This is a genomic window from Aeromicrobium phoceense, from assembly GCF_013868155.1.
In the GTDB taxonomy this organism is placed as follows: domain Bacteria; phylum Actinomycetota; class Actinomycetes; order Propionibacteriales; family Nocardioidaceae; genus Aeromicrobium; species Aeromicrobium phoceense.
The window spans coordinates 331979-354272 of record NZ_JACEOG010000001.1; the positions used below are offsets into that span (position 1 = coordinate 331979).

Consider the following 22294-nt stretch of genomic DNA (forward strand, 5'->3'; position numbering starts at 1 on the left):
TGCTCGAACGGCTGTCATTTCCGCGCGCAATGAGTCATCATCATCCCCATGGATCACATCCGCCACATCGGCGCCGCGGCGGCCGTGGCCGTCGTCGTGACGGCGCTCGCCGGGGGCGCCGTGGTCGTGGCCCAGGAGCGCGACGGCGTCCGCAACCGCTCGGAGAGCACCGTGGTCGCGCCGGCCGCGGCCAAGCCGGCACTGCGGCTGAGCGCCACGCCCCGCACCGTCGACGCCGGCAAGGTCATCACCTTCCGCGTCCGGACGTCCACGAAGCACCCGCGATCCGTGCGCCTGCAGCGCTGGGACGCGCGGCGCAAGGTTTGGCGCAATGCCGCCAAGCGGACCGTGCGCGCCAGTGCAACCATCCGGCTCAAGCCCGCGACCGGCAGCGTCCGCTACCGCGCCGTCGCGCCACGCGTGAAGCACCGCTCCGGGGGTCGCACCCACGTCCACGCCACCGCGCGCACGAAGACCCTCGTCGTCACCGCGCGGGCGGTGAAGCGGACCGTGCCCTCGCGCCCCGCCACGCTGACCGCCGACGAGAAGACCCTGCTGACGGCAGTGCGGTCGGCCAGGACGACCTACGCACGCCCCGGGATCCAGGGTGCCGCGGATCGCGGCGCCGAGGCCTGTCTCACCGCGTCCGCACGCCGCCACTCCGCCTGGATGGCGTCGCTCGGCCGCGCCGTCGATCCCGGGTCCGCCGAGCACCGAGCGGCCGCGCGGCCCCTGCCGGTGGCCGACTGTCCCGGACGCACCGTCACCACCGTCACGCGCGCCGTCGGCGGGTCCACCGCGGCCGCCGCCGTCCAGGGCTCTGTCGACGCCTGGCTGTCGTCCCCCTACGGCGAGACCGGCCGCCTGCTGTCGGCCTGCCACGACGCCCCCGGCTTCGAGTACGGCATCGCCGCGCCCGTGGTCGGCGACACCCGGTGGCTCACCGTCCTGGTCGCCTCGGACACCAGCGCGACCACCGGCTCGGGAGCGTGCTGATGGTCGCCCTGCCCGGGACGCAGCCGCGCCTTTCGGAGTACGCCCAGCACGTGGTCCGACGCTTCACGTACGGCCACAACGGCCGGCTCGAGGCCGACGTCCTGCGCCACCGTGACGTCGATGCCTGGTTCGAGGCCCAGCTGTCCCCCGGACGCGACCCGGAGGCCGACGCCACCCTGGCCTGGTTCCCGCACCTCAAGGACTCGCCCGCGGTCGCGTGGCAGAACGCGCGGGACGGGGTCTACGGCGGCTGGCAGTACGGCAACGACCTCGTCCGCCACTCCCTCTGCCGGCGCGTCGTAGCCGTGAACCAGGTGCACGAGGTGATGGTCGACTTCTGGTCCAACCTGCTGCACATCCCGGCGGGCGAGGACTCGAGCTTCCCGTGGCGCATGCACTACGACACCACCGCCATCCGCCCGCACGCGCTCGGGACGTACCGCGCACTGCTGCGCGCCGCCGTGACCCACCCGTCGATGTCGGGCTACCTGTCGAACCACCGCAACACCAAGGCCCAGATCAACGAGAACCTGGGTCGCGAGCTGCTCGAGCTCTACACCGTCGGGCGAGCCGCCGGGTACACCGAGGACGACGTCAAGAGCTCGGCCCGGCTGCTCACGGGGTTCACCGTGGCCGTCGGCAAGGACTACGCCGCCGGGTACGACCCGAGCCGTCACCACGTCGGGGCCGTCACCGTCCTGGGCCAGCGGTTCGAGAACGCCGACGCGGACGGCCGGGCCCAGCTGAATGCCTACCTCGACTGGCTGGCCGGGCGGCCCGAGACCGCCGCTCGCGTCGCTCGCCGGCTGTGCGTGCGGTTCATCAGCGACGACCCGCCCTCCAGCGCGGTCGACGCCGTGGCCGCCACCTACCTCGACTCGGGCACCGACATCGGGGCATGCCTGCGCACCCTCGTGCGCCACCCCGGCTTCCGTGCCGCCGCGTTCCGGAAGGCGCGCACCCCCGTCGAGGACGTCCTTGCGACGCAGCGCGCGTGCGACATCGTGCCCACGGGCGCCGGCTCGGGCAGTCACGTCGACTCGTTCAGCTGGCAGTGCAGCTGGACCGGACAGGCACCGTTCTCGTGGCCGCGGCCCGACGGCTCGCCCGAGCAGTCCGACACCTACCTCTCCCCCGCCCGCATGCTGCGCACGTGGACGGCGCACTCCTGGATGGCCAGCACCAACAGCTCGCTGAAGCAGGCGAGGCGCCCCCTCGTGCGGGACCTCATCCCGCCGGTGTGGCCGCTGCCGCTGGAGGACCTCGTGCACCACCAGGCCGTGATGATGACCGGCCGCCGCGCCACCCGCGAGACGGTGAACGGCACCGCGACGCTGATCGACAAGCCCGCCACCCACGTGTTCTCGAAGTCGTGGGAGCGCGAGACCGACTACCTCGCCTGGATGCTGACGCTGATCCGGACGGCGATCCTCAACGCGCCGGAGGCGATGCTGCGATGACCGACGGCCACGACGACGCCTGCGCCGACTACGGCGTCACCCGTCGCAACCTGCTCAAGTCCGCCGGTCTCATCGGCATGGCCGGCGTCTCCACGGCGATGTTCGGCGACGTGCTGACGTCCACGGCCTACGGCGCCACGAACGGCAACATCCTCGTCGTGCTGTCGCTGCGCGGCGGGGCCGACGGCATGTCGATGATGGTGCCCCACGCCGAGCCGGCCTACTACGCGGCGCGGCCGTCCATCGCGGTCAAGAAGGGCGAGCTGTTCCGGCCCGACGCGAGCTTCGGCCTGCACCCGTCGTTCGCGCCGCTGGCGGGCCTGTGGGACAGCGGGAGGATGGCCGCCATCCACGCGGTCGGGCTCCCGACGCCGAACCGCTCGCACTTCGAGGCGATGGAGCTCGTGGAGGACGCCGACCCCGGCTCGTCGGAGCGCATCGGCTGGCTCAACCGCGTGATCGGGTGCTTCACCTCCAATGACGTGTTCGACGGCATCCAGGTGGGCTCCACCGTCATGCCGACGGCGCTGATCGGCCCGGAGCCCTCGTTCGCGACCTCGGACTTCACCTCGCTCTCCGCGCCCTGGGCCGACCACGCGACCCTCGGCCCCCGGATGCGCTCGGTCCTGTCCGACATGTACCGCGACGCCGGGACCGTCATCGGCCGGGCGGGCCAGGAGGCCATCGCGCTCGACCGGCGGACCGGGACGATCGCCGCCGAGGAGAAGAAGGGCCCGCAGAACGGGGCCGTCTACCCGCAGCACAACGAGCTCGGGAAGGCCCTGGCGAGCTCGGCCGCGCTGATCCGCTCCGGCGTCGGGGTGCGTGCGATCGCCGTGGACTTCGGCGGCTGGGACCACCACGTCGACATCTCGTGGCGGATCAGCCGCCAGATCGAGCAGATGTCGCAGTCCATCGCGGCGTTCCTGACCGACCTGGGCCCGCACGCCTCGCGGGTGACGATCGTGACGCTCAGCGAGTTCGGCCGTCGGCTGGGCCAGAACGGAGCGGCCGGGCTCGACCACGGATACGGGAACGCGGTCTTCGCGTTCGGCGCCGGCGTCAGGGGCGGCTACTACGCGAACTGGCCCACGCTCGCGAACGGCAAGCAGGTCGACGGCGACCTCGCCGTGACCACGGACTACCGCAACGTGCTGGGCGAGATCCTGCAGGCGCGCTTCCCCGAGGTGGGCGTCGGGACCGTCTTTCCGGGCCTAAGCCGGACGACCCTGGGCTTCATGTCGCCCCACTGACCGCGGGGCTCAGCGATCAGTTCGGGAACTGGCGCACGCGCCGGCCGCCGATGTCCTCGACGGTGATCGCGATGTGCGTGGACTCGCCCGTCGCGCCCGCCCACGAGCTCGGCAGTCGCGTGCCGAACGACTCCAGCTGCTCGGCCGTCGCCTCCTGCGCGGTTCCGCGCACGATCACGCTCCACCCGGTCTGGTAGGTGTCGTCGTGGTGATCCGCCTCGAGGACGAACCGGCGATCGACGATCGTCGCGAGCCCGGAGGTGCGGCTCGTGCTGATCAGGATCGTGCCGTCGTCGTACGCGTAGTTGACGGGCAGCAGCTCCAGGCGCTCGCCGGTGTCGAACGCGATCCGCGCGAACCTGCCGACCTTCAGCAGCTCACGGCACTCGTCCTGGTCCAACTCCTGGATCGTTCCGGTGCTCATGAATCCATTGTGCACGTGTGAGCCACGTTACGGTGAGCCCATGAACTCGCTCCGGAGCCCCTGGCTCGCCGCCTTCGGCATCGCCGTCGTGGTGCACCTGGCCCTCGTGCTCGCCGAGGCACAGCCCTGGGACAGCATCACCAAGTGCCTCATCGCCCCCCTCCTCGTGGCCTGGGTCATCGAGCAGCACGGTCCGCGACTCCTCGCGATCGCGCTGGTCCTGTGCCTGTTCGGTGACCTCTTCCTCGAGATCGACGGCCTCTTCATCGCCGGCATGGCGTCCTTCGCCGCGGCGCACGTGTGCTTCGTGACCTTCTTCGTCCGTCGCGGCGCGCTCGACGTGCTGCGCCGCACCGTCTGGATCCCGCTCGCCCTCGCGGCCGGGGCGGTCCTGCTGCTGGCCTGGGTCTGGTCGGGCCTCGAGCCGGGGCTGCGCGGCCCGGTCGTCGTCTACGCCCTGCTGCTCGCCTCGACGGCCGCCACGGCGCTCGCGGTGGATCTTCGGGCCGGGATCGGCGCGTTGTTGTTCCTCTTCAGCGACGGCCTCATCGCGGCGCGCATCGCCGACCGGGTCCCCGAGGACTCCGCCTTCGGCGGCTTCGTCGTCATGCTGACCTACTCGCTCGCCCTGTTCCTCCTCGCGACGGCGATCGTCCAGAAGGAGGCGCGCAGCCGCGCCGCCGGAGGGTTCGATGCGACGCGGGCCACGGACTGCTGGCCGAAGCTCCCGGCGGGGGCGCTGTGAGTACCGTGGAGGCCGCGGGCCTCACCTTCGACCTCGACCTGTTCGGCCCTGAGGACGGCACGCCGGTGGTCCTCCTGCACGGCTGGCCCCAGGACCGTCGCTCGTGGCGCGGTGTCGCCGAGCGTCTCGCCGCCGAGGGACTGCGGGTCGTCGTCCCCGACCAGCGCGGCTACAGCCCGGGAGCGCGTCCCGAGGGGGTCGAGCACTACCGCGCCGAGATCCTCGCCGACGACGTCGTCGCGATCATGGCGGCGCTCGGGCACGAGCGGTTCCACCTCGTCGGGCACGACTGGGGCGCTGCCGTCTCGTGGGTGGTGGCCACGCGCCACGCCGACCGAGTGCTGACGCTGACGGCCGTGTCCGTTCCGCACCTGGCCGCCTACAACGAGGCGCTGGCCGGCGACCCCGACCAGCAGCAGCGCGGCGCGTACATCGGGCTGCTGCGCCGACCGGGCAAGGCCGAGGAGGTCCTGCTCGAGGACGACGGCGCCCGCCTGCGCGCGATGTACGGCGGTGACGTCGAGCCCGAGGACGAGGCCGCCTACGTCGACAAGCTGGCCGAGCCGGGCGCCCTCACGGCCACCCTGAACTGGTACCGCGCGATGGGCCCCGAGCTCTCGGCGACGCCCGAGGTCACCGTGCCCACCACGTTCGTCTGGGGCGCCACCGACCTCGCGATCGGCCGCTACGGCGCCGAGCGCTGCGGCGACCACGTCAGCGGCGACTACCGCTTCGTCGAGGTCGACAGCGGCCACTGGCTCCCCGACACCCACCCGGACCTGCTCGCCTCCGAGATTCTCGAGCGGGTGCGAAGCGCCGGAAACGGCATGATGGACGCATGACGGATCGCGCAGGACAGCCGGCCGCGGCGGAGGACCTCGTCGACCTGGCCCATCTGGTGACGGCCTACTACACGTTGCGACCCGACCCCGACGTGGTCGAGCAGCGCGTGGCGTTCGGCACGAGTGGCCACCGTGGGTCGAGCCTGAACACCGCGTTCAACGAGGCCCACATCGCGGCGACGACCCAGGCGATCTGCGACTACCGCGCCCACCAGGGCATCGACGGGCCGCTGTTCATCGGACGCGACACCCACGCCCTCTCCGAGCCGGCGTGGGCCACGGCGATCGAAGTGCTGGTCGGCAACGACGTCGACGTGCTGGTGGACGACCGCGACGGGTACACGCCCACGCCTGCGGTGTCGCACGCGATCCTGCGAGCCAATCGCGGCAGGACCACCGGCCTGGCCGACGGGATCGTCGTGACGCCGTCGCACAACCCGCCCGCCGACGGCGGCTTCAAGTACAACCCGCCCCACGGTGGTCCCGCCGACAGCGACGCCACGTCCGTCATCGCGGCCCGGGCGAACGAGCTCATCGCCGCGGGCCTCTCGGGCGTGCGCCGCGTCCCCTTCTCCCGCGCCCGCGCCGCCTGCCGCCCCTACGACTTCCTCGGGACGTACGTCGACGACCTCCCGAACGTCGTCGACCTCGAGGCCATCGCGGGTGCCGGCGTGCGGATCGGCGCCGACCCCCTCGGCGGCGCGAGCGTGGCGTACTGGGGTGAGATCGCCGACCGGCACGGGCTCGACCTCACCGTGGTCAACCCGCTCGTGGACGGCACGTTCCGCTTCATGACCCTCGACTGGGACGGCAAGATCCGGATGGACTGCTCGTCGCCCGCCGCCATGGCCTCGCTCATCGAGCAGCGCGACCGGTTCGACGTGGCCACCGGCAACGACGCCGACTCCGACCGGCACGGCATCGTCACCCCCGACGCCGGCCTGATGAACCCCAACCACTTCCTCGCGGTCGCGATCGCCCACCTCTTCGGCGGCAGCCGCCCCGACTGGCCCGCCGGGGCGCGGATCGGCAAGACGCTGGTGTCGTCCTCGATGATCGACCGCGTCGCGCAGCAGATCGGTCGTCCGCTCGTGGAGGTCCCCGTCGGCTTCAAGTGGTTCGTGCCCGGGCTCATCGACGGATCGTTCGGCTTCGGTGGGGAGGAGTCGGCCGGGGCGTCGTTCCTGCGGCGCGACGGCGGCGTCTGGACCACCGACAAGGACGGCATCATCGCGGCGCTGCTGGCCTCGGAGATCATCGCCACCACCGGGAAGACGCCGAGCCTGCTCTACGGCGAGCTGGTCGAGCGGCACGGCGATCCGGCCTACGCCCGCGTGGACGCCCCCGCCGACCGCGACCAGAAGGCCCGGCTCGGGAACCTGAGCCGCGCCGACGTCACGGCCACCGAGCTGGCCGGCGAGCCGATCACGGCGGTGCTGACGGAGGCCCCGGGCAACGGGGCGGCCATCGGCGGCCTGAAGGTCACGACGGAGTCGGCGTGGTTCGCCGCACGCCCGTCGGGCACCGAGGACGTCTACAAGATCTACGCCGAGTCGTTCCGCGGCGCCGACCACCTGGCCGAGGTGCAGGCCGCGGCGAAGTCGGTGGTCGACGCGGCACTGGCCTCGGACTGACTCAGGCGAACGGCCAGTTGCGGTCGGGGATCGTCAGCCCGCGGCCCAGCTCGTGGGCGCGCTTGTTCCAGTCCATCGTGCGCGCCGCGATCCAGTAGCGCTGCTGCGCCATGAGCATCGTCAGGCTCGAGCCGATGGCCTTCTCGAAGCCCTGGCCCATCGTGATCGCGATCTCGCGCGCCGCGCGGGCGTCGTGGGCCGCGTCGTGCGCCTTGTCGAGCCGGACGCCGTAGTGCGCGGCGACGTCGGCCAGCCGGCGCTGGCCCTCACGCTCGCGGTCGATGCCCCAGTCGATGACGAACGGGTCGACGACGAGCAGCCGGTCCCAGTCGGGCTGGTCGAGATCGTGGCGGATCGCCTCGGCGCGCAGCAGCGTGAGGTCGAACGAGGCGTTGTAGACGACCAGGCCGATCCGGCGCTCGATCACGTCGTGGACCCAGGCCAGCACGGGCCGCAGCGCCTGCGCCGACATCGGCGCCCGCGCGAGGTCGGAGGCCGTGATGCCGTGGATGTCGGCCGAGGACTCGGGGATCGGCACGCCGGGGTTGACCATGCCCATGAGGTCCCCGCCGACGTCCGACAGCGCGGCGAAGCTCAGGATCCGGTCCTTGTGGGGATCGATTCCCGTGGTCTCGAAGTCGAGGGACGCGAGCGGCTGGCGGTACCAGGCGTTCGGGTCCTCGCGCGGGGGCAGGACGTTCTTGGCGCGCCGTCCCCCGCCGGGACGACCCGGCTCGGACGTGGGACGGGCGGACGCTTCAGGCATGCGGCGGTTCCTCTCGGTGCTCGGTGTTCGACTCTGCCGTCCCCGCCCGCGTCGCCGCGTCCCGTTCCGCCAGCTGACCCTCGAGTCGCGAGACCTGCCCCTTGCGGCGCCGTGCGGCGGTGATCGTGGCGATCAGGGCGAACGACGCCAGCACGCCCACGAGGGCGCCGAAGAAGGTCGCCCACTGGAAGCCGGGCGCCTCGTTCACCAGCGTGATCCATCCGGCGTCCGACGCACTGTTGTCGCCGAGGCTGATCGACAGTGTGAGCCAGTTCGGCGCCGCCAGCAGCAAGGCCACCAGAAAGACACCGATCTTCCACGGCCACTTCAGGAACGGGCGTCGTACCTGCCACACGACGAGCACCGGGAGGAAGCTGAAGATGAAACCGTAGAACACACCCCAGAAGATGCCGACGGTCATGCGTCCGTCGACCTGGTTCCCGACGCGTTGGGCCCACCAGCGCGGCAGAGCCGCGGCCAGCAGTCCGTAGACGACGAGAGCCGCCACCACGAGCACGAGCACGACGACGATCCGTCGTACCCAGATCTCGGCCCCGGTCCGAGTCCCGGGACCTTCTGACGGCAGACCTGCGGAACGGGTGTTCGCGGGGTCGGCCATGGCGTCCATTCTCGCACTCCTGCCGGACAGTTCACAGGGGGCCACCCGCTAGGGTTGGGCCGAGCCCATGGTCTTCCTCGTCGCGCTGCACTTTCTCGTTGCAGCGGTCGCCCCTGCTCTCGTCCGCATGCTGGATAGACGGGCTTTCCTGGTCCTCGCGCTCGTCCCGGCGGCCTCATTCGTGTGGCTCCTGGGGCCCGTCGCGCGGGCCACCGACGGCGATCCGACGTACGAGCACCGGGCGTGGATTCCCCAGATCGGGCTCGACCTGGACTTCGCCGTGAACTCCCTCAGCGGGATCGTGGCCCTGCTCGTCACGGGCGTCGGCGCCCTCGTGCTCGTCTACTGCGCCTGGTACTTCCGGCCCAAGGACACCGAGATCTGGCGCTTCTCCGGTGTCCTGACCGCCTTCGCCGGCGCGATGCTCGGCCTGGTGCTCGCCGACAACGTCTACGTGCTCTACGTGTTCTGGGAGCTCACGACCGTCCTGTCGTTCCTGCTGATCGGCCACAACCCCGAGCGCCGCGCCAACCGTCGCGCCGCACTCAACGCGCTCATCGTGACCACATTCGGCGGCCTGGCGATGCTGGTGGGCCTGGTCGGGCTGCACCTGCTGAGCGGCACGGCGCGGCTGAGCGAGATCCTCGCCGACCCGCCCGAGCCGAGCACCGCGGTGACCGCCTCGATCGCGCTGGTCCTGGTGGGCGCGCTCTCCAAGTCGGCCCTGCTGCCGTTCCACTTCTGGCTCCCGGGCGCGATGGCCGCTCCCACCCCCGTCAGCGCCTACCTGCACGCCGCGGCCATGGTCAAGGCCGGCATCTACCTCGTCGCGCTGCTGGCCCCCGCCTTCGCCGAGACGCCGGGGTGGCGCCCCGTACTGATCGGTCTCGGCGTCGCCACGATGATCCTCGGCGGACTGCGCGCGCTGCGGCAGTACGACGTGAAGCTGCTGCTGGCCTACGGCACGGTCAGCCAGCTGGGCTTCCTCATGGCGGTGGTCGGCGCGGGCACGCGGTCGGCCGCGTTCGCCGGGCTCGCCCTGGTGTGCGCCCACGGACTGTTCAAGTCGGCCCTCTTCCTGGTTGTCGGCGTGATCGACCGCTCGGTCGGCACGCGCGACCTGCGCGAGCTGTCGGGCCTGCGGCAGGCCCGGCCCCTGCTGTTCGTCACCACGGTCGTCGCCGCGGCGTCCATGGCCGGCCTGCCCGTGCTGTTCGGCTTCACCGCGAAGGAGGCGGCCTTCGCGGCCTTCGTCGACCTGGGCCACGACCTCGGCCACCCGGCCTGGGGCCTGGTCGCCCTCGCGGGCATCGTGCTCGGCTCCGTGCTCACCGTGGCGTACAGCGCCCGCTTCGTCTGGGGCACGTTCGCCGACAAGCCCGGCGTCGAGCCGTGCAGGCCGCGCGACTTCTCCCCCTGGTTCGCGGCCGTGCCCGCCGTGCTGGCGGTCCTCAGCCTCGTCGCCGGCCTCGCCGGGCCGTTCCTGACCCCGCGGCTGGCCACCTACTCCGACCAGTTCCCGGTCGGCTCGCACGAGGCGGTGCTGACCCTGTGGCACGGCTTCACGCCGGCCCTGTGGCTGTCGGTCCTCGCCGTCGCGGCCGGCATCGCCCTGTTCGTGTGGCGCCGCCCCGTGGCGGCCGCCCAGCACGCGATCGTCGACCGGCTCCCGTTCCCCGACGCCGAGCGCGCCTACCAGGCCGTCATGCGCGGGGTCGATCGTCTCGCCGTCGAGGTCACCGGCCGCACGCAGCGGGGCTCGCTGCCGGTCTACCTCGGCATCATCCTGGTGACGCTCGTGGTCGTGCCGGGCACCGCGCTGGTGCGCGCGTGGGAGCGACCCGACGTCCGGCTCTCCGACAACCCGCTGCAGATCGTCGTCGGCATCGTGATGATCGCGGCGGCCGTGCTCACCGTCCGGTCGCGACGCCGCCTGCGCGCGGTGCTCCTGCTCGGCGTCACGGGCTACGGCACCTCGATTCTGTTCGTCGCCCACGGCGCCCCCGACCTCGCGCTCACGCAGGTGCTCGTCGAGACGTTCCTGCTCGTCACGTTCGTGCTCGTGCTGCGCCGCCTCCCCCCGTTCTTCAGCGACCGGCCGTTCAACATCGCCCGCTGGTGGCGCGTCGGCGTCGGCACGGCCGTGGGTCTGTCGGTGGCCGGCTTCGCGTTCGTCGCCACCAACGCCCGCACCGCCACCCCCATCTCCGCGGGCTGGGCCGAGCCGGCCTACGAGTACGGCGGGGGCAAGAACATCGTCAACGTGGCCCTGGTCGACATCCGGGCCTGGGACACCATCGGCGAGTTGAGCGTCCTCGTGGTCGCCGCGACGGGCATCGCCAGCCTGATCTTCCTGCTGACCGATCGCGCCGGACGCCAGGTGCGCCCGCGCCGCGTGGTCACCACCGACTCCAACGCCTGGCTCGCGGCCAACCTCCACGACCAGCGCCGCTCGATCGTGTTCGAGATCGTCACCCGGCTGGTCTTCCACACGGTGATCGTGTTCTCGGTCTACCTGATGATCTCGGGCCACAACTCCCCCGGCGGCGGCTTCGCCGGTGGTCTCATCGCCGGGCTCGCGCTGATGATCCGCTACCTCGCCGGCGGTCGCGAGGAGCTCGACAACGCCGCGCCCGTCGACGCCGGATTCGTGCTGGGCCTCGGCCTCGCGGTCGCCGCCCTCTCCGGACTGCTGCCCACGTTGCTCGGCGGCGGCGTCCTGCAGAGCGCCATCATCGACGTCCCGATCCCTGTGCTCGGCGAGCTGCACCTGGTCACCTCGGTCTTCTTCGACATCGGCGTGTACCTCGTCGTCGTCGGCCTCGCCCTCGACGTCCTGCGCAGCCTCGGCAGTGGCATCGACGCCCACATGGAGGACGAGGACGCCGGCCCGCCCGACCCCCGGAAGGACCAGGTGCCGGCGTGACAGCGAACCTGATGCTCATCGTCGTCGTCGGCGTCCTCGTGGGCAGCGGCGTCACGCTCGTGCTCGAGCGCAGCCTGACCCGCATCCTCGTGGGCTTCGTCCTCATCGGCAACGGCCTCAACGTGCTGTTCCTCGTGGTCTCCGGACCCGCCGGGGCGGCGCCCATCCTCGGCCTGTCCGGCGACCCGATGGCCGATCCACTGCCGCAGGTGATGGCGCTGACGGCGATCGTGATCACCCTCGGCACCACCGCGTTCGGGCTGGCCCTGGCCTACCGGGCCTGGCAGCTGACCGGCACCGACGACGTGCAGGACGACGTCGAGGACGACCTGATCCGACGCCGCGCCGAGCGCGACGAGGTCTCGGCCACCTTCGACGAGGCCGACTCCGAGCTTCCCGACGAGGGCTACGCGGGCGACTCCACGCTCGCGCCCGAGGACGAGGTGACGGCATGAGCGAGAGCCTGCTGGACCAGCTGGTCCTCGCCCCCGTGATCCTGCCCCTCCTGGGTGCCGGACTCTGCCTCGCGTTCGGCCGGTTCGCCGGGGCCCAGCGCGTCATCAGCATTCTCACGCTGCTGGCCGTCGTGGCCTCGGCCACCGTGCTCCTGGTCCGCGCCGACCAGCACGGCCCGCAGTCGTTCAACGTGGGCGGCTGGCCCGCCGAGATCGGCATCAGCCTCGTCGCCGACCGACTCAGCTCCCTGCTGCTGCTGATCTCGACGATCGTCACCCTGTGCGTGCTGCTGTACTCGATCGGCCAGGGCATCGTGGAGTTCGGGCGCGACACGCCCCTCTCGGTCTTCTACCCCACGTTCCTGGTACTGAGCGCCGGAGTCTCCAACGCCTTCCTCTCGGCCGACCTGTTCAACCTGTTCGTCGGCTTCGAGATCCTGCTGGCGTCGTCGTACGTGCTCATCACGCTCGGCGGCACCGAGGCCCGCGTGCGCTCGGGAACGATCTACATCATCGTGAGCCTGGCGTCGTCGGCGTTGTTCCTCATCGCGATCGCGTGCGTCTACGCCGCCACCGGCACGGTCAACTTCGCCCAGCTCGCCCTGCGCCTGCCGGACCTGCCCGACAGCACCGCCACGATGCTTCAGCTGCTGCTCCTGCTGACCTTCGCGGTCAAGGCGGCCGTGTTCCCACTGTCGGCGTGGCTGCCCGACTCCTATCCGACCGCCCCGGCGCCCGTCACGGCCGTGTTCGCGGGCCTGCTGACCAAGGTCGGCGTCTACGCGATGCTGCGCACCCAGACGCTGATGTTCCCGACGCACGAGCTGCGCACGATCCTGCTGTGGGCCTCGGTGCTGACGATGGTGGTGGGCATCATGGGCGCGGTCGCCCAGTCAGACATCAAGCGTGTGCTGTCGTTCACCCTGGTCAGCCACATCGGCTACATGCTCTTCGGCATCGCCCTGGGCAGCGAGCTCGGCGTGGCCGGCGCGATCTTCTACATCATCCACCACATCACGGTGCAGACCACGCTCTTCCTGGTCGCCGGGCTGGTGGAGTACCGGTCCGGGACGACGAACCTCGACCGGCTCGGCGGGCTGGCCCGCTACGCGCCGGTGCTGTCCGTCATGTTCTTCGTCCCGGCGATGAACCTGGCCGGCATCCCGCCGTTCTCGGGCTTCCTGGGCAAGCTCGCGCTGCTCGAGGCAGGCGCGGAGGCGGGCGACTGGCTCGCGCTGCTCGGCGTCGGGGCCGCGGTGGCCACGAGCCTGCTCACGCTGTACGCCGTCGCGAAGATCTGGAACCGCGCCTTCTGGCAGCCGCTCGCCGACCCCGAGGACGACACCCCGGTGCCGTTCGGCCCGGCCGGCCTCGGTGGCTCGCTGCACGGCCGCAGCGGCGTCTCCACCGCCACCCAGCGCGAGACCACCTGGAAGACCGACACCGAGGGCGAGCGACTGCCCGCCCGCATGGCGCTCCCCACGATCGCGCTCGGCGTGGTCACCGTCGCCCTGACGGTGTTCGCCGGCCCGCTCTTCGCGATGACCGAGCGCGCCGCCGATGAGCTGCACGAGCGCACCCCCTACATCGAGGCGGTGCTCGGCGATGGCTGACCGCACGCGAGGCCTGCACCCCTGGCACGTCCCGGTGATCCTGTGGCTCACGGTCGTGTGGCTGCTGCTGTGGGGCGAGCTCACCCCCATCAACCTGATCGGCGGGCTGCTCGTCAGCGCGATCATCGTCGTGGTCTTCCCGTTCCCGCGTGTGTCGGTGGACGGCACGATCCGGCCGTGGGCCTCCGTGGTGCTGGTGTCGCGATTCCTCGCCGACCTGAGCGTCGCGAGCTTCAACGTGGCCTGGCTCGCCGTCCGTCCGAAGGCGCCGCCGCCCAGCGCAGTGCTGCGGATCGACCTCGTCAGCCACTCCGAGCTGCGGCAGACCCTCACCGGCGAGCTGGTCTCCCTGGTTCCGGGCTCGCTGCTCATCGAGCTCGACTCCGAGGGTCGGCGGATGTGGCTGCACGTGCTGGACGCCGGCAGCCCGGAGCGCATCGAGACCGCCCGCCGCAAGGCCCGGCTGCAGGAGCACCGCCTGCTCAAGGCCATCGGCACCGAGGCCGAGATCAGCGAGAGCGAACGCCGACTCCTCGAGGAGCACGCATGAACTTCGTCGGAATCGTCTGTGCCGTCCTGCTGGGCCTCACGGGCCTGCTGTGCCTGGTCCGCATCGTCCGCGGCCCCACCATGCTCGACCGCACCGTCGCGTCGGACGTGTTCGTGGCGGCGTGCGTCGGCGCGATCGGCGTCGAGGCGGCGATCGGGCGCCACAACACCACCCTGCCGATCCTCGTGGCCCTGGCCCTCGTGGCGTTCCTCGGCTCGGTCAGCATCGCGCGCTACGCCGCGCAGGCGTCGGGCGGGGGGCAGTGATGGACTGGACCCTCGTCGCCGACGTCCTCTCCGGCACGTTCCTGATCCTGGGCGCCTCGTTCGCGCTGGTCGCCGCCATCGGCGTGGTGCGCTTCCCCGACGTGCTCACCCGCATGCACGCGGCCACGAAGCCCCAGACCTTCGGGCTGCTGCTCATCCTGGCCGGGCTGGCCCTGCGGATCGAGAGTCTGGGCGATCTCACCCTCGTCGCGGTCGTGGCGCTGTTCCAGCTGCTGACCGCCCCGGTGTCGGCGCACATGGTCGGACGTGCCGCCTTCCGGGCCGATCAGGTCGACCGCGAGGCCCTGGTCGTCGACGAGGGCGATTGACGCTGGGCAGCGGCCCTTCCGACCCCTAGAGTGCGGGCATGATCCGATTGCTCATCCGCGCGGCCATCAACCTCGTTTCCGCTGCCGTCGGCGTGCTGGTCGCCAATGCCGTGCTGGACGACCTCGAGGTCACCGCCTCGGGCTTCATCATCACCGTCGTGATCTTCGCCCTGGCCCAGGCGATCCTGTCGCCGTTCATCCTCGTCGTCGTGAAGCGCAATGCCGAGGCCTTCCTCGGCGGCGTGGGCATCGTCTCCACGCTCGTGGCGCTGTGGATCGCCAGCCTCTTCGGCGACGCCCTCACCATCTCGGGCCTCAGCACCTGGCTCATCGCCGCTGTGATCGTGTGGCTCGCCGCCGCGCTGGCGTCGTTCCTGCTGCCGTTCATCCTGCTCAAGGCCGGGGTGGAGAACGCCCGCGACCGCAGGGCCTGAGGCTCAGTCGGCGAGGTCGACCACGACGGGTGCGTGATCGCTGGCGCCCTTGCCCTTGCGCTCCTCGCGGTCGATGAACGCACCCTCAACGCGCGCGGCCAGGGCCGGCGACCCGAGCACGAAGTCGATCCGCATGCCCTTCTTCTTCGGGAAGCTCAGCTGCGTGTAGTCCCAGTACGTGTAGACGCCCGGGCCGGGGGTGTGCGGCCGGACCACGTCGGCATAGCCGGTGTCGACGATCGCCGCGAACGCGGCGCGCTCGGCGGGCGACACGTGGGTGCGCCCCTCGAAGACGGCCATGTCCCACACGTCGTCGTCCTGCGGCGCGATGTTCCAGTCGCCCGTCAGCGCGATCTGGGCGTCGGGGTCCTTGGCCAGCCACGCCTCGCCGGAGGCGCGCAGCCGCGCCAGCCAGTCGAGCTTGTAGGCGTAGTGGGCGTGGTCGAGGTCGCGCCCGTTGGGCACGTACAGGCTCCACATCCGCACGCCACCGCACGTGGCGCCGATGGCGCGCGGCTCGAGCAGGTCCTCGAACATCGGCTGGTCGACGCCGAACGAGCGCTCGACGTCCTCCAGGCCGACGCGCGAGATGATCGCGACGCCGTTCCACTGGTTGACGCCGACGTGCGCGTACTCGTAGCCCAGCGCACTCAGCTCGAGGGCCGGGAACTGGTCCTCACGGCACTTCGTCTCCTGGATCGCCAGGACGTCGACGTCATGGCGTTCGAGCCAGCTGACGACGCGACCGATGCGGCTGCGGACGGAGTTGACGTTCCACGTCGCGATCCGCATCAGAAGTCGACTCGCAGGGGGTAGGAGGAGTTTCCGTCGGCGGGGGTGTTCACGCCCAGGACGTGGGTCAACTGGATCTCGTTCCTCTCGAAGGCCAACCTCGATCCTGCCATGTAGAGACCCCACACCTTGGCCCGGCCCGGGGTGACCTCGTCGAGCGCCTCGTCCCAGTGATCCACCAGGTTCTGGCACCACGCCTTGAGCGTCAGCGCGTAGTGGTCGCGCAGGTCCTCCAGGTGGCGCACCTCGAATCCGGCGTCCTGCATCGCCGTGACGATGGTGCCCGCTCCCGTCAGCTCGCCGTCGGGGAACACGTACCGGTCGATGAACTGCCCCGCGTTGGCCGGGCCCGTGTTGTCGCGGCGCGTGATGCAGTGGTTGAGCATGCGGCCGTCGACCTTGACCCTGCTGCGGGCGAAGTCGAAGTAGGCGGCGTAGTTCCTCACGCCGATGTGCTCGGTGAGGCCGATCGAGCTGATGGCGTCGAACCCGGTCTCGGTGACGTCGCGGTAGTCGCTGTGGCGCACCTCGGCCAGGCCGGACAGGCCCTCGCGCTCGATCGCGGCCCCCGCCCAGGCGGCCTGCTCGCGCGAGAGCGTGACGCCGAGCGCGCGGACGCCGTAGTGCTGGGCGGCGTGGCGGACCATGCCGCCCCAGCCGCAGCCCAGGTCGAGCAGGCGGTCGCCGGCCTTGAGGTCGAGCTTGCGGCAGATCAGGTCGTACTTCTCGCTCTGGGCCTCCTCCAGACTGGCATCGGCCTTCGGGAACACCGCGCACGTGTAGGTCATCGACGGACCGAGCACCAGCTCGTAGAAGCGGTTCGAGACGTCGTAGTGGTGCTCGATGGCCTCGGCGTCGCGCGTCTTGGAGTGCCGCAGCCCCTCGAGGGCCCGGCGCCACTTCGGCAGGTGCTCCTCCGTGGGCGGCGTGGGCGGCTTGAGGTTCCCCAGGCCGAGGCTGCGGACGATCCGCACCATCTCCGGTGCGCTCGGCACCCGGAACCGCAGGCGGCTCATGAGCGCGACCATGATGTCGTAGGGATCGCCGGGATGGACGCCGTCGATCTCGAGGTCACCCGAGACGTAGGCGCGGGCGAACCCGAGGTCGCCCGGGGCGGTCATGAGGTAGGCCAGCCCTCGCTCGTTCAGCAGGCGCAGGCGCAGGAGGGAGTCCTCGGGGCCCAGCGAGCTGCCGTCGAACGCCTCGAACCGGATCGGCATGCCATCACGCAGCAGCCGGTCGAATGCCTGAGCGATCGTGAGTCGCGTCTCGGATGCGATGCTCATGAGTTCCTCACCGCCTTGTCGTACAGAGTGTGGAGTCGGGCCTGCGGGTCGTACTGGTCGCGCACGCGGTCGAGGCCCGCGGTGTCGTAGAGGGAGTCGAAGGTCTGCCGGTCGTAGAACGCCTCGGAGTACAGCGACTTGTGGCCGCCGAGCCGGTGCACCTCGGCCTCGACGCGGCGGTTGACCGTGCCGGGCGCGGTGCCGGCCGGGACGACGACCGTGCCCCAGAAGCCGACGTTCACGTAGACCTCGCCGGGCGCCAGCGGGTAGGTGGGCCAGGCGCGGCGGGTGCGCAGCGGGCACAGCCAGACGGGACGCATCCCGACCTCGCGGTCGAACCACGTCAGGAAGTCGTCGAGCCGCTCGAGCGGGACCTCGATGTCCTGGATGACGCGCTCGCGGCCGGGGACGGCCCTGACCTTGTCGAGCAGTCGGCTGATGCCCACCTTCGAGTCGAGCCCGACGATGCGGTGGTAGACGTCGCTGCGGCGCCAGCGGCGCGGCCAGACCCGGCGGACGAGCGGGTGCTGCGCACCGAACGCGCCCGAGCACCAGAACCAGTCGGTGTCCCAGCGCCACAGGTAGTCGTGGATCGTGAGGACGTCGTCGGCGCGCTCGCGGATCGAGCGGTAGAAGACGTCCTGGCCGGTGTAGTCACTGGTGGCCCCGGCGCCGTCGGTGAACTGCGCCAGCGTCAGGTAGACCTCGTCGGGCGTGAACGCGGTGCCGTCGACCGCATCGACCGCCACGCCGTCCCACGTGCCCGCGTCGGCGATCTCGGCGATGGCCTTGGCGGCGTCGACGACGGACGCGAACCGGACGTGCCGCAGCCGCACCTGGGCGGGGGCGGGCTCCAGGGCGATCCGCAGCCGCACCGCGTAGCCGAGGCTGCCGTAGGAGTTGGGGAACGCGGCGAACAGCTCTGCGTGCTCGTTGTCGGGCGTGGCCGTGACGATCTCGCCCGAGCCGGTGAGGACGTCCATCTCGAGCACCGCCTCGTGGGGCAGGCCCAGCCGCAGCGACGTGGACTCGATGCCCAGCCCGGTGACCGCTCCGCCGAGGGTGATGGTGCGCAGCTGTGGCACCACCGTGGGCATCAGGCCGTGGGCCAGCGTCTCGTCGACGAGGCGCTCGTAGGTGCACATGCCCTGGACGTCGACGGTGTGGGCCACCGGGTCGATCGCGATGACGCCGTCGAGGCCCGACACGTCGAGGCCCGGACCGTCGGGACGCGAGCGCGGCCGGAAGAGGTTCGACGTGCGCTTCGCGAGGCGGACCGGCTGGTCGGGCGGGATCGCGTCCCACGAGGCGCGGAGTGCGGCGACGGCGTTCGCGTGCTTCGTCCACCCTCGCATGCAAGCAGGCTAGCGCTGCGGACCGACGAGCCGCCAGACCAAGATCTCGGCGCCCTCCCCGGCGAGTCGGAGCGTCGTCGCGCCGTCGACACGCAGCTCGTCACCGGACTCGAGGAGGGTGCCGTCGACCGTGGCCGGGCCACGGGCGACGTGCAGCAGCGCGCCGTCGGCGACGACGACCTCGATCGGGTCCTCGGCGGGACGCGCCACGAGCAGCCGGGCGTCGGCGTGGACGGGCACGGTCTCGTGCAGTCCCGGGCCGTCGGGGACCTGCACCTGCGCATACTCGGGAGCGTCCCAGTTGCGGCTGCGCAGCATCATCTGGACGAACCGCAGCGGCGCGGAGTCGCTCGCGTTGCGCTCGGCATGGGTGACGCCCGAGCCCGCGCTGAGCCGCTGGGCCAGGCCCGGGGCGACCTCGCCGCGCTGTCCCGTGGAGTCCTCGTGGGCGAGCACCCCGTCGAGGACCCACGTGACGATGTCGGCGTCGGCGTGGTGGTGCTCGTCGTAGCCGGCGCCCGGCGCGAGCCGCTCCTCGTTGATCGCGACGATCGGGCCGAAGGCGACGTTCGCGGCGTCGTAGTGCCTGCCGTAGGAGAACGAGTGGAGCGTCTCGGTGCCGTCGGCGACGGTGCGGTAGCGCTCGGCGGCCCGCCGGACGACGCGCTCAGGCATAGCCGAGCTCGTGCAGGCGGGCGTCGTCGATGCCGAAGAAGTGCGCGATCTCGTGGACCACGGTGATGCGGACCTCCTCGACCACGTCCTCCTCCGTGTCGCAGATCGCGAGCGTGGGGTGGCGGTAGACGAAGATGCGGTCGGGAACGACGCCCGCGTACGTGGAGTCGCGCTCGGTCAGCGGGATGCCGTCGTAGAGGCCCAGCAGGTGGGGGTCGTGCGGCGGCGCGTCGTCCTCGATGAACAGCACCACGTTGTCGAGCAGGTCGGCCAGCTCGGCCGGCACCTCGGCCAGCGCGGCGGTCACCAGCTGCTCGAACCGGTCCGCGTCGAGGTCGATCACGCCCCGAGTCTAGGGGCGCCCCCGCAGCGCTGGCAGTGACGTTCGCGGGGGCGACACGCCGGTGTGAGCCCCTGAAACGTCACGCCCACCGCGTCGGACCGGGGCGACGGGTTGCCCTATGCTGGTCTGGTTGTCCGGCCCCCTTCGTCTAGCGGCCTAGGACGCCGCCCTTTCAAGGCGGTAGCGCGGGTTCGAATCCCGTAGGGGGTACTTCCGACGCACCGTCCCCGACCCGATCTGCCGCCATGCCTTCACGCACCTTGCCTCCCGCTGCGCCCGCGGAAGAGGAGTCCCCCCGCCTGCACTGGGCCGCCATGACCTTCACGATCCTCGTGATGATCGGCGCCGCCGTCGTCGGGCTCACCGCGGACGACCACTTCACCCGGCTGACGATGGCCGCGAGCGTCGTCGGGTGCATCGCCCTGTGGCAGACCTTGCGCGACCCGGTGGTGCTGACGGGCCTCACGATCGTGATCCTGGGTGCCGTCCTGGGCTGGGGCCTGGACTTCTACGACCGCATCTGGTGGTACGACGACTTCGCGCACTTCACCTTCTCGCTCGTGAGCACGATGGGGATCGCCCGGCTCGTCCTGCACCGCTACCGTGCCGACACGGCCGCGCTGCTGCTGGTCGCGCTGTGGCTGTCGTGGCTCGGCATCGGCTCGCTGTGGGAGATCGGCGAGTGGGCCTCGGACCAGCTGCAGTCGACCCACCACTCGCGCGGCTACGCCGACACGATGCTCGACATGATCCTCAACTCCACCGGGTCGGCGCTCGGCATCGCGATCTACTGGCGCTGGCTGCGCACCCCGGCCGACGTCGTGAGCGTCACCGCCCCGGAGCCCCAGCCGCGCTAGGTTCGAGGGGACCCGACCTGCGGAAGGCCCGACCATGAGCTTCGACACTCCCCGCGGAACCCGCGGCAGGAAGAGCACGAGCAACCCCGTCGTCCGTTTGGTCAACCGGTTCATGGTGCGCCGGGCTCGGCGATCGGGGTCCGCGAAGCTCGGCCCGATGAGGATCCTTGCGCTGACCACGGTCGGCGCGAAGAGCGGCGAGAGGCGCGAGGTGCCCGTCGCGTGGTTCCCGGGTGGCGACGGCTCGTGGCTCGTCGTGGCCTCGGCGAACGGTGCCGCCAGGAACCCCGCGTGGTACCACAACATCGCCGCGCACCCGGATGACGTGACGATCGAGATCGGCGACCGGCGGATCGCGGTCGCGGCCGAGCAGCTGCACGGGCAGGACCGCGCCGACGCCCTGGCCTCGATCATCTCCTCGGCGCCGAACTTCGCCTCGTACAACGACAAGACGGATCGCGAGATCCCCGTCATCCGGCTCACCGAGCGCCCCGCCCGGCAGGACTGAGGCGCTCGGCGAGGCGTCAGGCGCCGGCGGCGTCGATCACGTAGCGGCCGCGCACCTGGCCCGCGAGGATCTTCTCGCTGAGCTCGGGCAGGTCGGTGAACGCGGCGTCGACGGCCACCTCACGCAGGTCGTCCGCCGTGAAGAGCTCGTCGAGGCGCGCCCAGGCCTGGGCCCGAGCCTCCGGCGTGGCGTGGACGCTGTCGACGCCCAGCAGCGCGACGTTGCGCAGGATGAACGGCATCACCGTGGCGGGCAGCCCGTGACCGCCGGCCAGGCCGCACGCGGCCACCGACCCGCCGTACGAGATCTGCGACAGCACGTTCGCCAGCGTCGTGCCGCCGACGCTGTCGACCGCGGCGGCCCAGCGCTCCTTCGCGAGCGGGCGCGGCTCGCCCGAGAGCTCGTCGCGCGCGATGATCTGCGCGGCGCCCAGGCTCGTCAGGTACGGGTGCTCGCTGTCCTTGCCGGTGGCCGCGTGGACCTCGTACCCGAGGCGGGACAGGATCGACACCGCGAAGCTGCCGACGCCGCCGGTCGCGCCGGTGACCAGAACCGGACCGTCCTCGGGCTTCACGCCGGCCGCCTCGAGCCGCAGCACGCACAGCATGGCCGTCAGGCCGCCCGTGCCGACGGCCATCGCGCCCCACGGCCCGAGCCGCTCGGGCGCCGCCACGACCGACTCCGCCTCGACGCGCTGGTACTGCGAGTAGCCGCCCGGGCGGGTCTCTGACAGCTCGGCGCCGGTCAGCACGACCTGGTCGCCCTCGGCGAATCCACCGCCGGCCTCGACGACCTCGCCGGCCAGGTCGATGCCGCACGTCAGCGGAAACGTCCGGACGACGCCCGGCTTGCCGAGCATCGCCAGGCCGTCCTTGTAGTTGAGCGACGAGTGGGTGACCCGCACGAGCAGGTCGCCCTCGCCGAGGTCGTCCCGGCTCAGCGTCACGAGCTCGGCGGGCTGCTTCGGCGCGGTGACCTGGTAGGCCTGGAAGGTGGTCTCGGGCATCGGGATGTCTCCTGGGGCGAACGACGGCGTGGACGGTGAGGACGGAACTGCTTCCCGTCCCACACTGGCAGGCTCGCGGCGTCCTCGCGCAGTGGGCTCGGTTCCTGGCCGCCGCCGGTCCATGATGAGTGCACGCTGCTCGGGCGCAGCGCTCACCGAC

Annotated in this window: 24 protein-coding genes and 1 tRNA gene; 16 read left to right on the forward strand and 9 right to left on the reverse strand. The window is 71.5% G+C overall.

Features of this window, described 5'->3' with window-relative positions:
- Nucleotides 1–48: 48 nt before the first annotated feature.
- From H1W00_RS01595 to H1W00_RS01605, 3 genes are read left to right on the forward strand one after another with little or no spacing between them, the layout of a single operon-like run.
- On the forward strand, nt 49–996 hold the full coding sequence (locus tag H1W00_RS01595) for a hypothetical protein (RefSeq protein WP_181753046.1): 948 nt from the start codon (nt 49–51) through the stop codon (nt 994–996).
- Complete coding sequence (locus H1W00_RS01600) at nt 936–2456, forward strand: DUF1800 family protein (protein WP_181753048.1); 1521 nt, start codon at nt 936–938, stop codon at nt 2454–2456. Before H1W00_RS01595 ends, H1W00_RS01600 begins: the two co-directional genes overlap by 61 nt.
- Nucleotides 2453–3709, forward strand: coding sequence for a DUF1501 domain-containing protein (locus H1W00_RS01605; protein ID WP_181753049.1), 1257 nt, complete (start codon nt 2453–2455; stop codon nt 3707–3709). Before H1W00_RS01600 ends, H1W00_RS01605 begins: the two co-directional genes overlap by 4 nt.
- 16 nt (nt 3710–3725) lie before the next feature.
- On the opposite strand, the gene H1W00_RS01610 is transcribed toward H1W00_RS01605, so the two are convergent.
- Nucleotides 3726–4133, reverse strand: coding sequence for a pyridoxamine 5'-phosphate oxidase family protein (locus tag H1W00_RS01610; protein WP_181753051.1), 408 nt, complete (start codon nt 4131–4133; stop codon nt 3726–3728).
- 40 nt (nt 4134–4173) lie between these two features.
- Between H1W00_RS01610 and H1W00_RS01615 the strand changes: the two genes are divergently transcribed.
- Genes H1W00_RS01615 through pgm form a run of 3 tightly spaced genes read left to right on the forward strand, consistent with a single transcriptional unit; the run spans nt 4174 to nt 7354 of the window.
- Entirely contained in the window at nt 4174–4878 is a 705-nt protein-coding gene (locus tag H1W00_RS01615) for a lysoplasmalogenase family protein (protein ID WP_181753053.1), read from the forward strand.
- Nucleotides 4875–5720 (forward strand): alpha/beta fold hydrolase, encoded by an 846-nt coding sequence (locus H1W00_RS01620; protein ID WP_181753055.1) that lies wholly within the window; start codon nt 4875–4877, stop codon nt 5718–5720. The genes H1W00_RS01615 and H1W00_RS01620 overlap by 4 nt, the downstream gene beginning before the upstream one ends.
- The gene (pgm, locus tag H1W00_RS01625) at nt 5717–7354 is read left to right on the forward strand and encodes a phosphoglucomutase (alpha-D-glucose-1,6-bisphosphate-dependent) (protein WP_181753057.1); all 1638 of its coding nucleotides are present in this window, start codon (nt 5717–5719) and stop codon (nt 7352–7354) included. Before H1W00_RS01620 ends, pgm begins: the two co-directional genes overlap by 4 nt.
- 1 nt (nt 7355) lies before the next feature.
- Here pgm and H1W00_RS01630 read toward each other — a convergent pair whose 3' ends face one another.
- Nucleotides 7356–8120: an exonuclease domain-containing protein gene (locus H1W00_RS01630; RefSeq protein WP_181753059.1), complete on the reverse strand. Its 765-nt coding sequence runs from the start codon at nt 8118–8120 to the stop codon at nt 7356–7358.
- On the reverse strand, nt 8113–8739 hold the full coding sequence (locus H1W00_RS01635; protein WP_181753061.1) for a hypothetical protein: 627 nt from the start codon (nt 8737–8739) through the stop codon (nt 8113–8115). Before H1W00_RS01635 ends, H1W00_RS01630 begins: the two co-directional genes overlap by 8 nt.
- Before the next feature lie 67 nt (nt 8740–8806).
- Here H1W00_RS01635 and H1W00_RS01640 point away from each other — a divergent pair, with 67 nt between their 5' ends.
- From H1W00_RS01640 to H1W00_RS01670, 7 genes are read left to right on the forward strand one after another with little or no spacing between them, the layout of a single operon-like run.
- On the forward strand, nt 8807–11665 hold the full coding sequence (locus H1W00_RS01640) for a Na+/H+ antiporter subunit A (RefSeq protein ID WP_181753063.1): 2859 nt from the start codon (nt 8807–8809) through the stop codon (nt 11663–11665).
- On the forward strand, nt 11662–12120 hold the full coding sequence (locus H1W00_RS01645; RefSeq protein ID WP_338072794.1) for a Na(+)/H(+) antiporter subunit C: 459 nt from the start codon (nt 11662–11664) through the stop codon (nt 12118–12120). The genes H1W00_RS01640 and H1W00_RS01645 overlap by 4 nt, the downstream gene beginning before the upstream one ends.
- Nucleotides 12117–13733: a Na+/H+ antiporter subunit D gene (locus H1W00_RS01650; protein ID WP_241732802.1), complete on the forward strand. Its 1617-nt coding sequence runs from the start codon at nt 12117–12119 to the stop codon at nt 13731–13733. Before H1W00_RS01645 ends, H1W00_RS01650 begins: the two co-directional genes overlap by 4 nt.
- On the forward strand, nt 13726–14283 hold the full coding sequence (locus H1W00_RS01655) for a Na+/H+ antiporter subunit E (RefSeq protein WP_181753065.1): 558 nt from the start codon (nt 13726–13728) through the stop codon (nt 14281–14283). The genes H1W00_RS01650 and H1W00_RS01655 overlap by 8 nt, the downstream gene beginning before the upstream one ends.
- Nucleotides 14280–14549 carry an MrpF/PhaF family protein gene (locus tag H1W00_RS01660; protein ID WP_181753066.1) on the forward strand — a complete coding sequence of 90 codons (270 nt, stop codon included), beginning with the start codon at nt 14280–14282 and terminating at the stop codon, nt 14547–14549. The genes H1W00_RS01655 and H1W00_RS01660 overlap by 4 nt, the downstream gene beginning before the upstream one ends.
- Entirely contained in the window at nt 14549–14878 is a 330-nt protein-coding gene (mnhG, locus tag H1W00_RS01665) for a monovalent cation/H(+) antiporter subunit G (protein ID WP_181753068.1), read from the forward strand. The genes H1W00_RS01660 and mnhG overlap by 1 nt, the downstream gene beginning before the upstream one ends.
- Nucleotides 14879–14916: 38 nt before the next feature.
- Nucleotides 14917–15312 carry a phage holin family protein gene (locus H1W00_RS01670; protein ID WP_181753070.1) on the forward strand — a complete coding sequence of 132 codons (396 nt, stop codon included), beginning with the start codon at nt 14917–14919 and terminating at the stop codon, nt 15310–15312.
- A 3-nt stretch (nt 15313–15315) separates the two neighbouring features.
- Here the strand turns inward: H1W00_RS01670 and H1W00_RS01675 are convergent, their stop codons facing one another.
- From H1W00_RS01675 to H1W00_RS01695, 5 genes are read right to left on the reverse strand one after another with little or no spacing between them, the layout of a single operon-like run.
- A complete protein-coding gene (locus tag H1W00_RS01675; RefSeq protein ID WP_181753072.1) occupies nt 15316–16104 on the reverse strand; it encodes an exodeoxyribonuclease III in 789 nt (262 codons plus the stop codon).
- Nucleotides 16104–17390, reverse strand: a complete 1287-nt coding sequence (locus H1W00_RS01680) for a class I SAM-dependent methyltransferase (protein WP_181753074.1) — start codon at nt 17388–17390, stop codon at nt 16104–16106. The genes H1W00_RS01675 and H1W00_RS01680 overlap by 1 nt, the downstream gene beginning before the upstream one ends.
- The gene (locus H1W00_RS01685) at nt 17387–18745 is read right to left on the reverse strand and encodes an FAD-binding oxidoreductase (RefSeq protein ID WP_181753075.1); all 1359 of its coding nucleotides are present in this window, start codon (nt 18743–18745) and stop codon (nt 17387–17389) included. Before H1W00_RS01685 ends, H1W00_RS01680 begins: the two co-directional genes overlap by 4 nt.
- 9 nt (nt 18746–18754) lie before the next feature.
- Nucleotides 18755–19420: a pirin family protein gene (locus tag H1W00_RS01690; protein ID WP_181753077.1), complete on the reverse strand. Its 666-nt coding sequence runs from the start codon at nt 19418–19420 to the stop codon at nt 18755–18757.
- Nucleotides 19413–19763, reverse strand: a complete 351-nt coding sequence (locus H1W00_RS01695) for a metallopeptidase family protein (protein ID WP_078699288.1) — start codon at nt 19761–19763, stop codon at nt 19413–19415. The genes H1W00_RS01690 and H1W00_RS01695 overlap by 8 nt, the downstream gene beginning before the upstream one ends.
- Before the next feature lie 137 nt (nt 19764–19900).
- Here H1W00_RS01695 and H1W00_RS01700 point away from each other — a divergent pair.
- From H1W00_RS01700 to H1W00_RS01710, 3 genes are all read left to right on the forward strand, one after another.
- Nucleotides 19901–19973 (forward strand) — tRNA-Glu (locus H1W00_RS01700).
- Between the two features lie 104 nt (nt 19974–20077).
- Nucleotides 20078–20620: a DUF2238 domain-containing protein gene (locus H1W00_RS01705; protein ID WP_181753079.1), complete on the forward strand. Its 543-nt coding sequence runs from the start codon at nt 20078–20080 to the stop codon at nt 20618–20620.
- Nucleotides 20621–20732: 112 nt separating this feature from the next.
- The gene (locus H1W00_RS01710; RefSeq protein WP_276568740.1) at nt 20733–21128 is read left to right on the forward strand and encodes a nitroreductase/quinone reductase family protein; all 396 of its coding nucleotides are present in this window, start codon (nt 20733–20735) and stop codon (nt 21126–21128) included.
- Nucleotides 21129–21144: 16 nt separating this feature from the next.
- On the opposite strand, the gene H1W00_RS01715 is transcribed toward H1W00_RS01710, so the two are convergent.
- A complete protein-coding gene (locus tag H1W00_RS01715; RefSeq protein ID WP_181753083.1) occupies nt 21145–22134 on the reverse strand; it encodes an MDR family oxidoreductase in 990 nt (329 codons plus the stop codon).
- Between the last annotated feature and the right edge of the window lie 160 nt (nt 22135–22294).

Excerpts from the sequence above, each read along its gene's own strand:
- H1W00_RS01685 (WP_181753075.1), bottom strand. The coding sequence starts at position 18,745 with ATGCGAGGGTGGACGAAGCACGCGAACGCCGTCGCCGCACTCCGCGCC.
- H1W00_RS01615 (WP_181753053.1), top strand. The coding sequence starts at position 4,174 with ATGAACTCGCTCCGGAGCCCCTGGCTCGCCGCCTTCGGCATCGCCGTC.
- H1W00_RS01655 (WP_181753065.1), top strand. The coding sequence starts at position 13,726 with ATGGCTGACCGCACGCGAGGCCTGCACCCCTGGCACGTCCCGGTGATC.
- H1W00_RS01690 (WP_181753077.1), bottom strand. The coding sequence starts at position 19,420 with ATGCCTGAGCGCGTCGTCCGGCGGGCCGCCGAGCGCTACCGCACCGTC.
- H1W00_RS01710 (WP_276568740.1), top strand. The coding sequence starts at position 20,733 with ATGGTGCGCCGGGCTCGGCGATCGGGGTCCGCGAAGCTCGGCCCGATG.
- H1W00_RS01650 (WP_241732802.1), top strand. The coding sequence starts at position 12,117 with ATGAGCGAGAGCCTGCTGGACCAGCTGGTCCTCGCCCCCGTGATCCTG.
- H1W00_RS01660 (WP_181753066.1), top strand. The coding sequence starts at position 14,280 with ATGAACTTCGTCGGAATCGTCTGTGCCGTCCTGCTGGGCCTCACGGGC.
- pgm (WP_181753057.1), top strand. The coding sequence starts at position 5,717 with ATGACGGATCGCGCAGGACAGCCGGCCGCGGCGGAGGACCTCGTCGAC.
- H1W00_RS01610 (WP_181753051.1), bottom strand. The coding sequence starts at position 4,133 with ATGAGCACCGGAACGATCCAGGAGTTGGACCAGGACGAGTGCCGTGAG.
- H1W00_RS01705 (WP_181753079.1), top strand. The coding sequence starts at position 20,078 with ATGACCTTCACGATCCTCGTGATGATCGGCGCCGCCGTCGTCGGGCTC.
- H1W00_RS01605 (WP_181753049.1), top strand. The coding sequence starts at position 2,453 with ATGACCGACGGCCACGACGACGCCTGCGCCGACTACGGCGTCACCCGT.
- H1W00_RS01630 (WP_181753059.1), bottom strand. The coding sequence starts at position 8,120 with ATGCCTGAAGCGTCCGCCCGTCCCACGTCCGAGCCGGGTCGTCCCGGC.
- H1W00_RS01635 (WP_181753061.1), bottom strand. The coding sequence starts at position 8,739 with ATGGCCGACCCCGCGAACACCCGTTCCGCAGGTCTGCCGTCAGAAGGT.
- H1W00_RS01675 (WP_181753072.1), bottom strand. The coding sequence starts at position 16,104 with ATGCGGATCGCGACGTGGAACGTCAACTCCGTCCGCAGCCGCATCGGT.
- mnhG (WP_181753068.1), top strand. The coding sequence starts at position 14,549 with ATGGACTGGACCCTCGTCGCCGACGTCCTCTCCGGCACGTTCCTGATC.
- H1W00_RS01680 (WP_181753074.1), bottom strand. The coding sequence starts at position 17,390 with ATGAGCATCGCATCCGAGACGCGACTCACGATCGCTCAGGCATTCGAC.
- H1W00_RS01595 (WP_181753046.1), top strand. The coding sequence starts at position 49 with ATGGATCACATCCGCCACATCGGCGCCGCGGCGGCCGTGGCCGTCGTC.
- H1W00_RS01715 (WP_181753083.1), bottom strand. The coding sequence starts at position 22,134 with ATGCCCGAGACCACCTTCCAGGCCTACCAGGTCACCGCGCCGAAGCAG.
- H1W00_RS01670 (WP_181753070.1), top strand. The coding sequence starts at position 14,917 with ATGATCCGATTGCTCATCCGCGCGGCCATCAACCTCGTTTCCGCTGCC.
- H1W00_RS01640 (WP_181753063.1), top strand. The coding sequence starts at position 8,807 with ATGGTCTTCCTCGTCGCGCTGCACTTTCTCGTTGCAGCGGTCGCCCCT.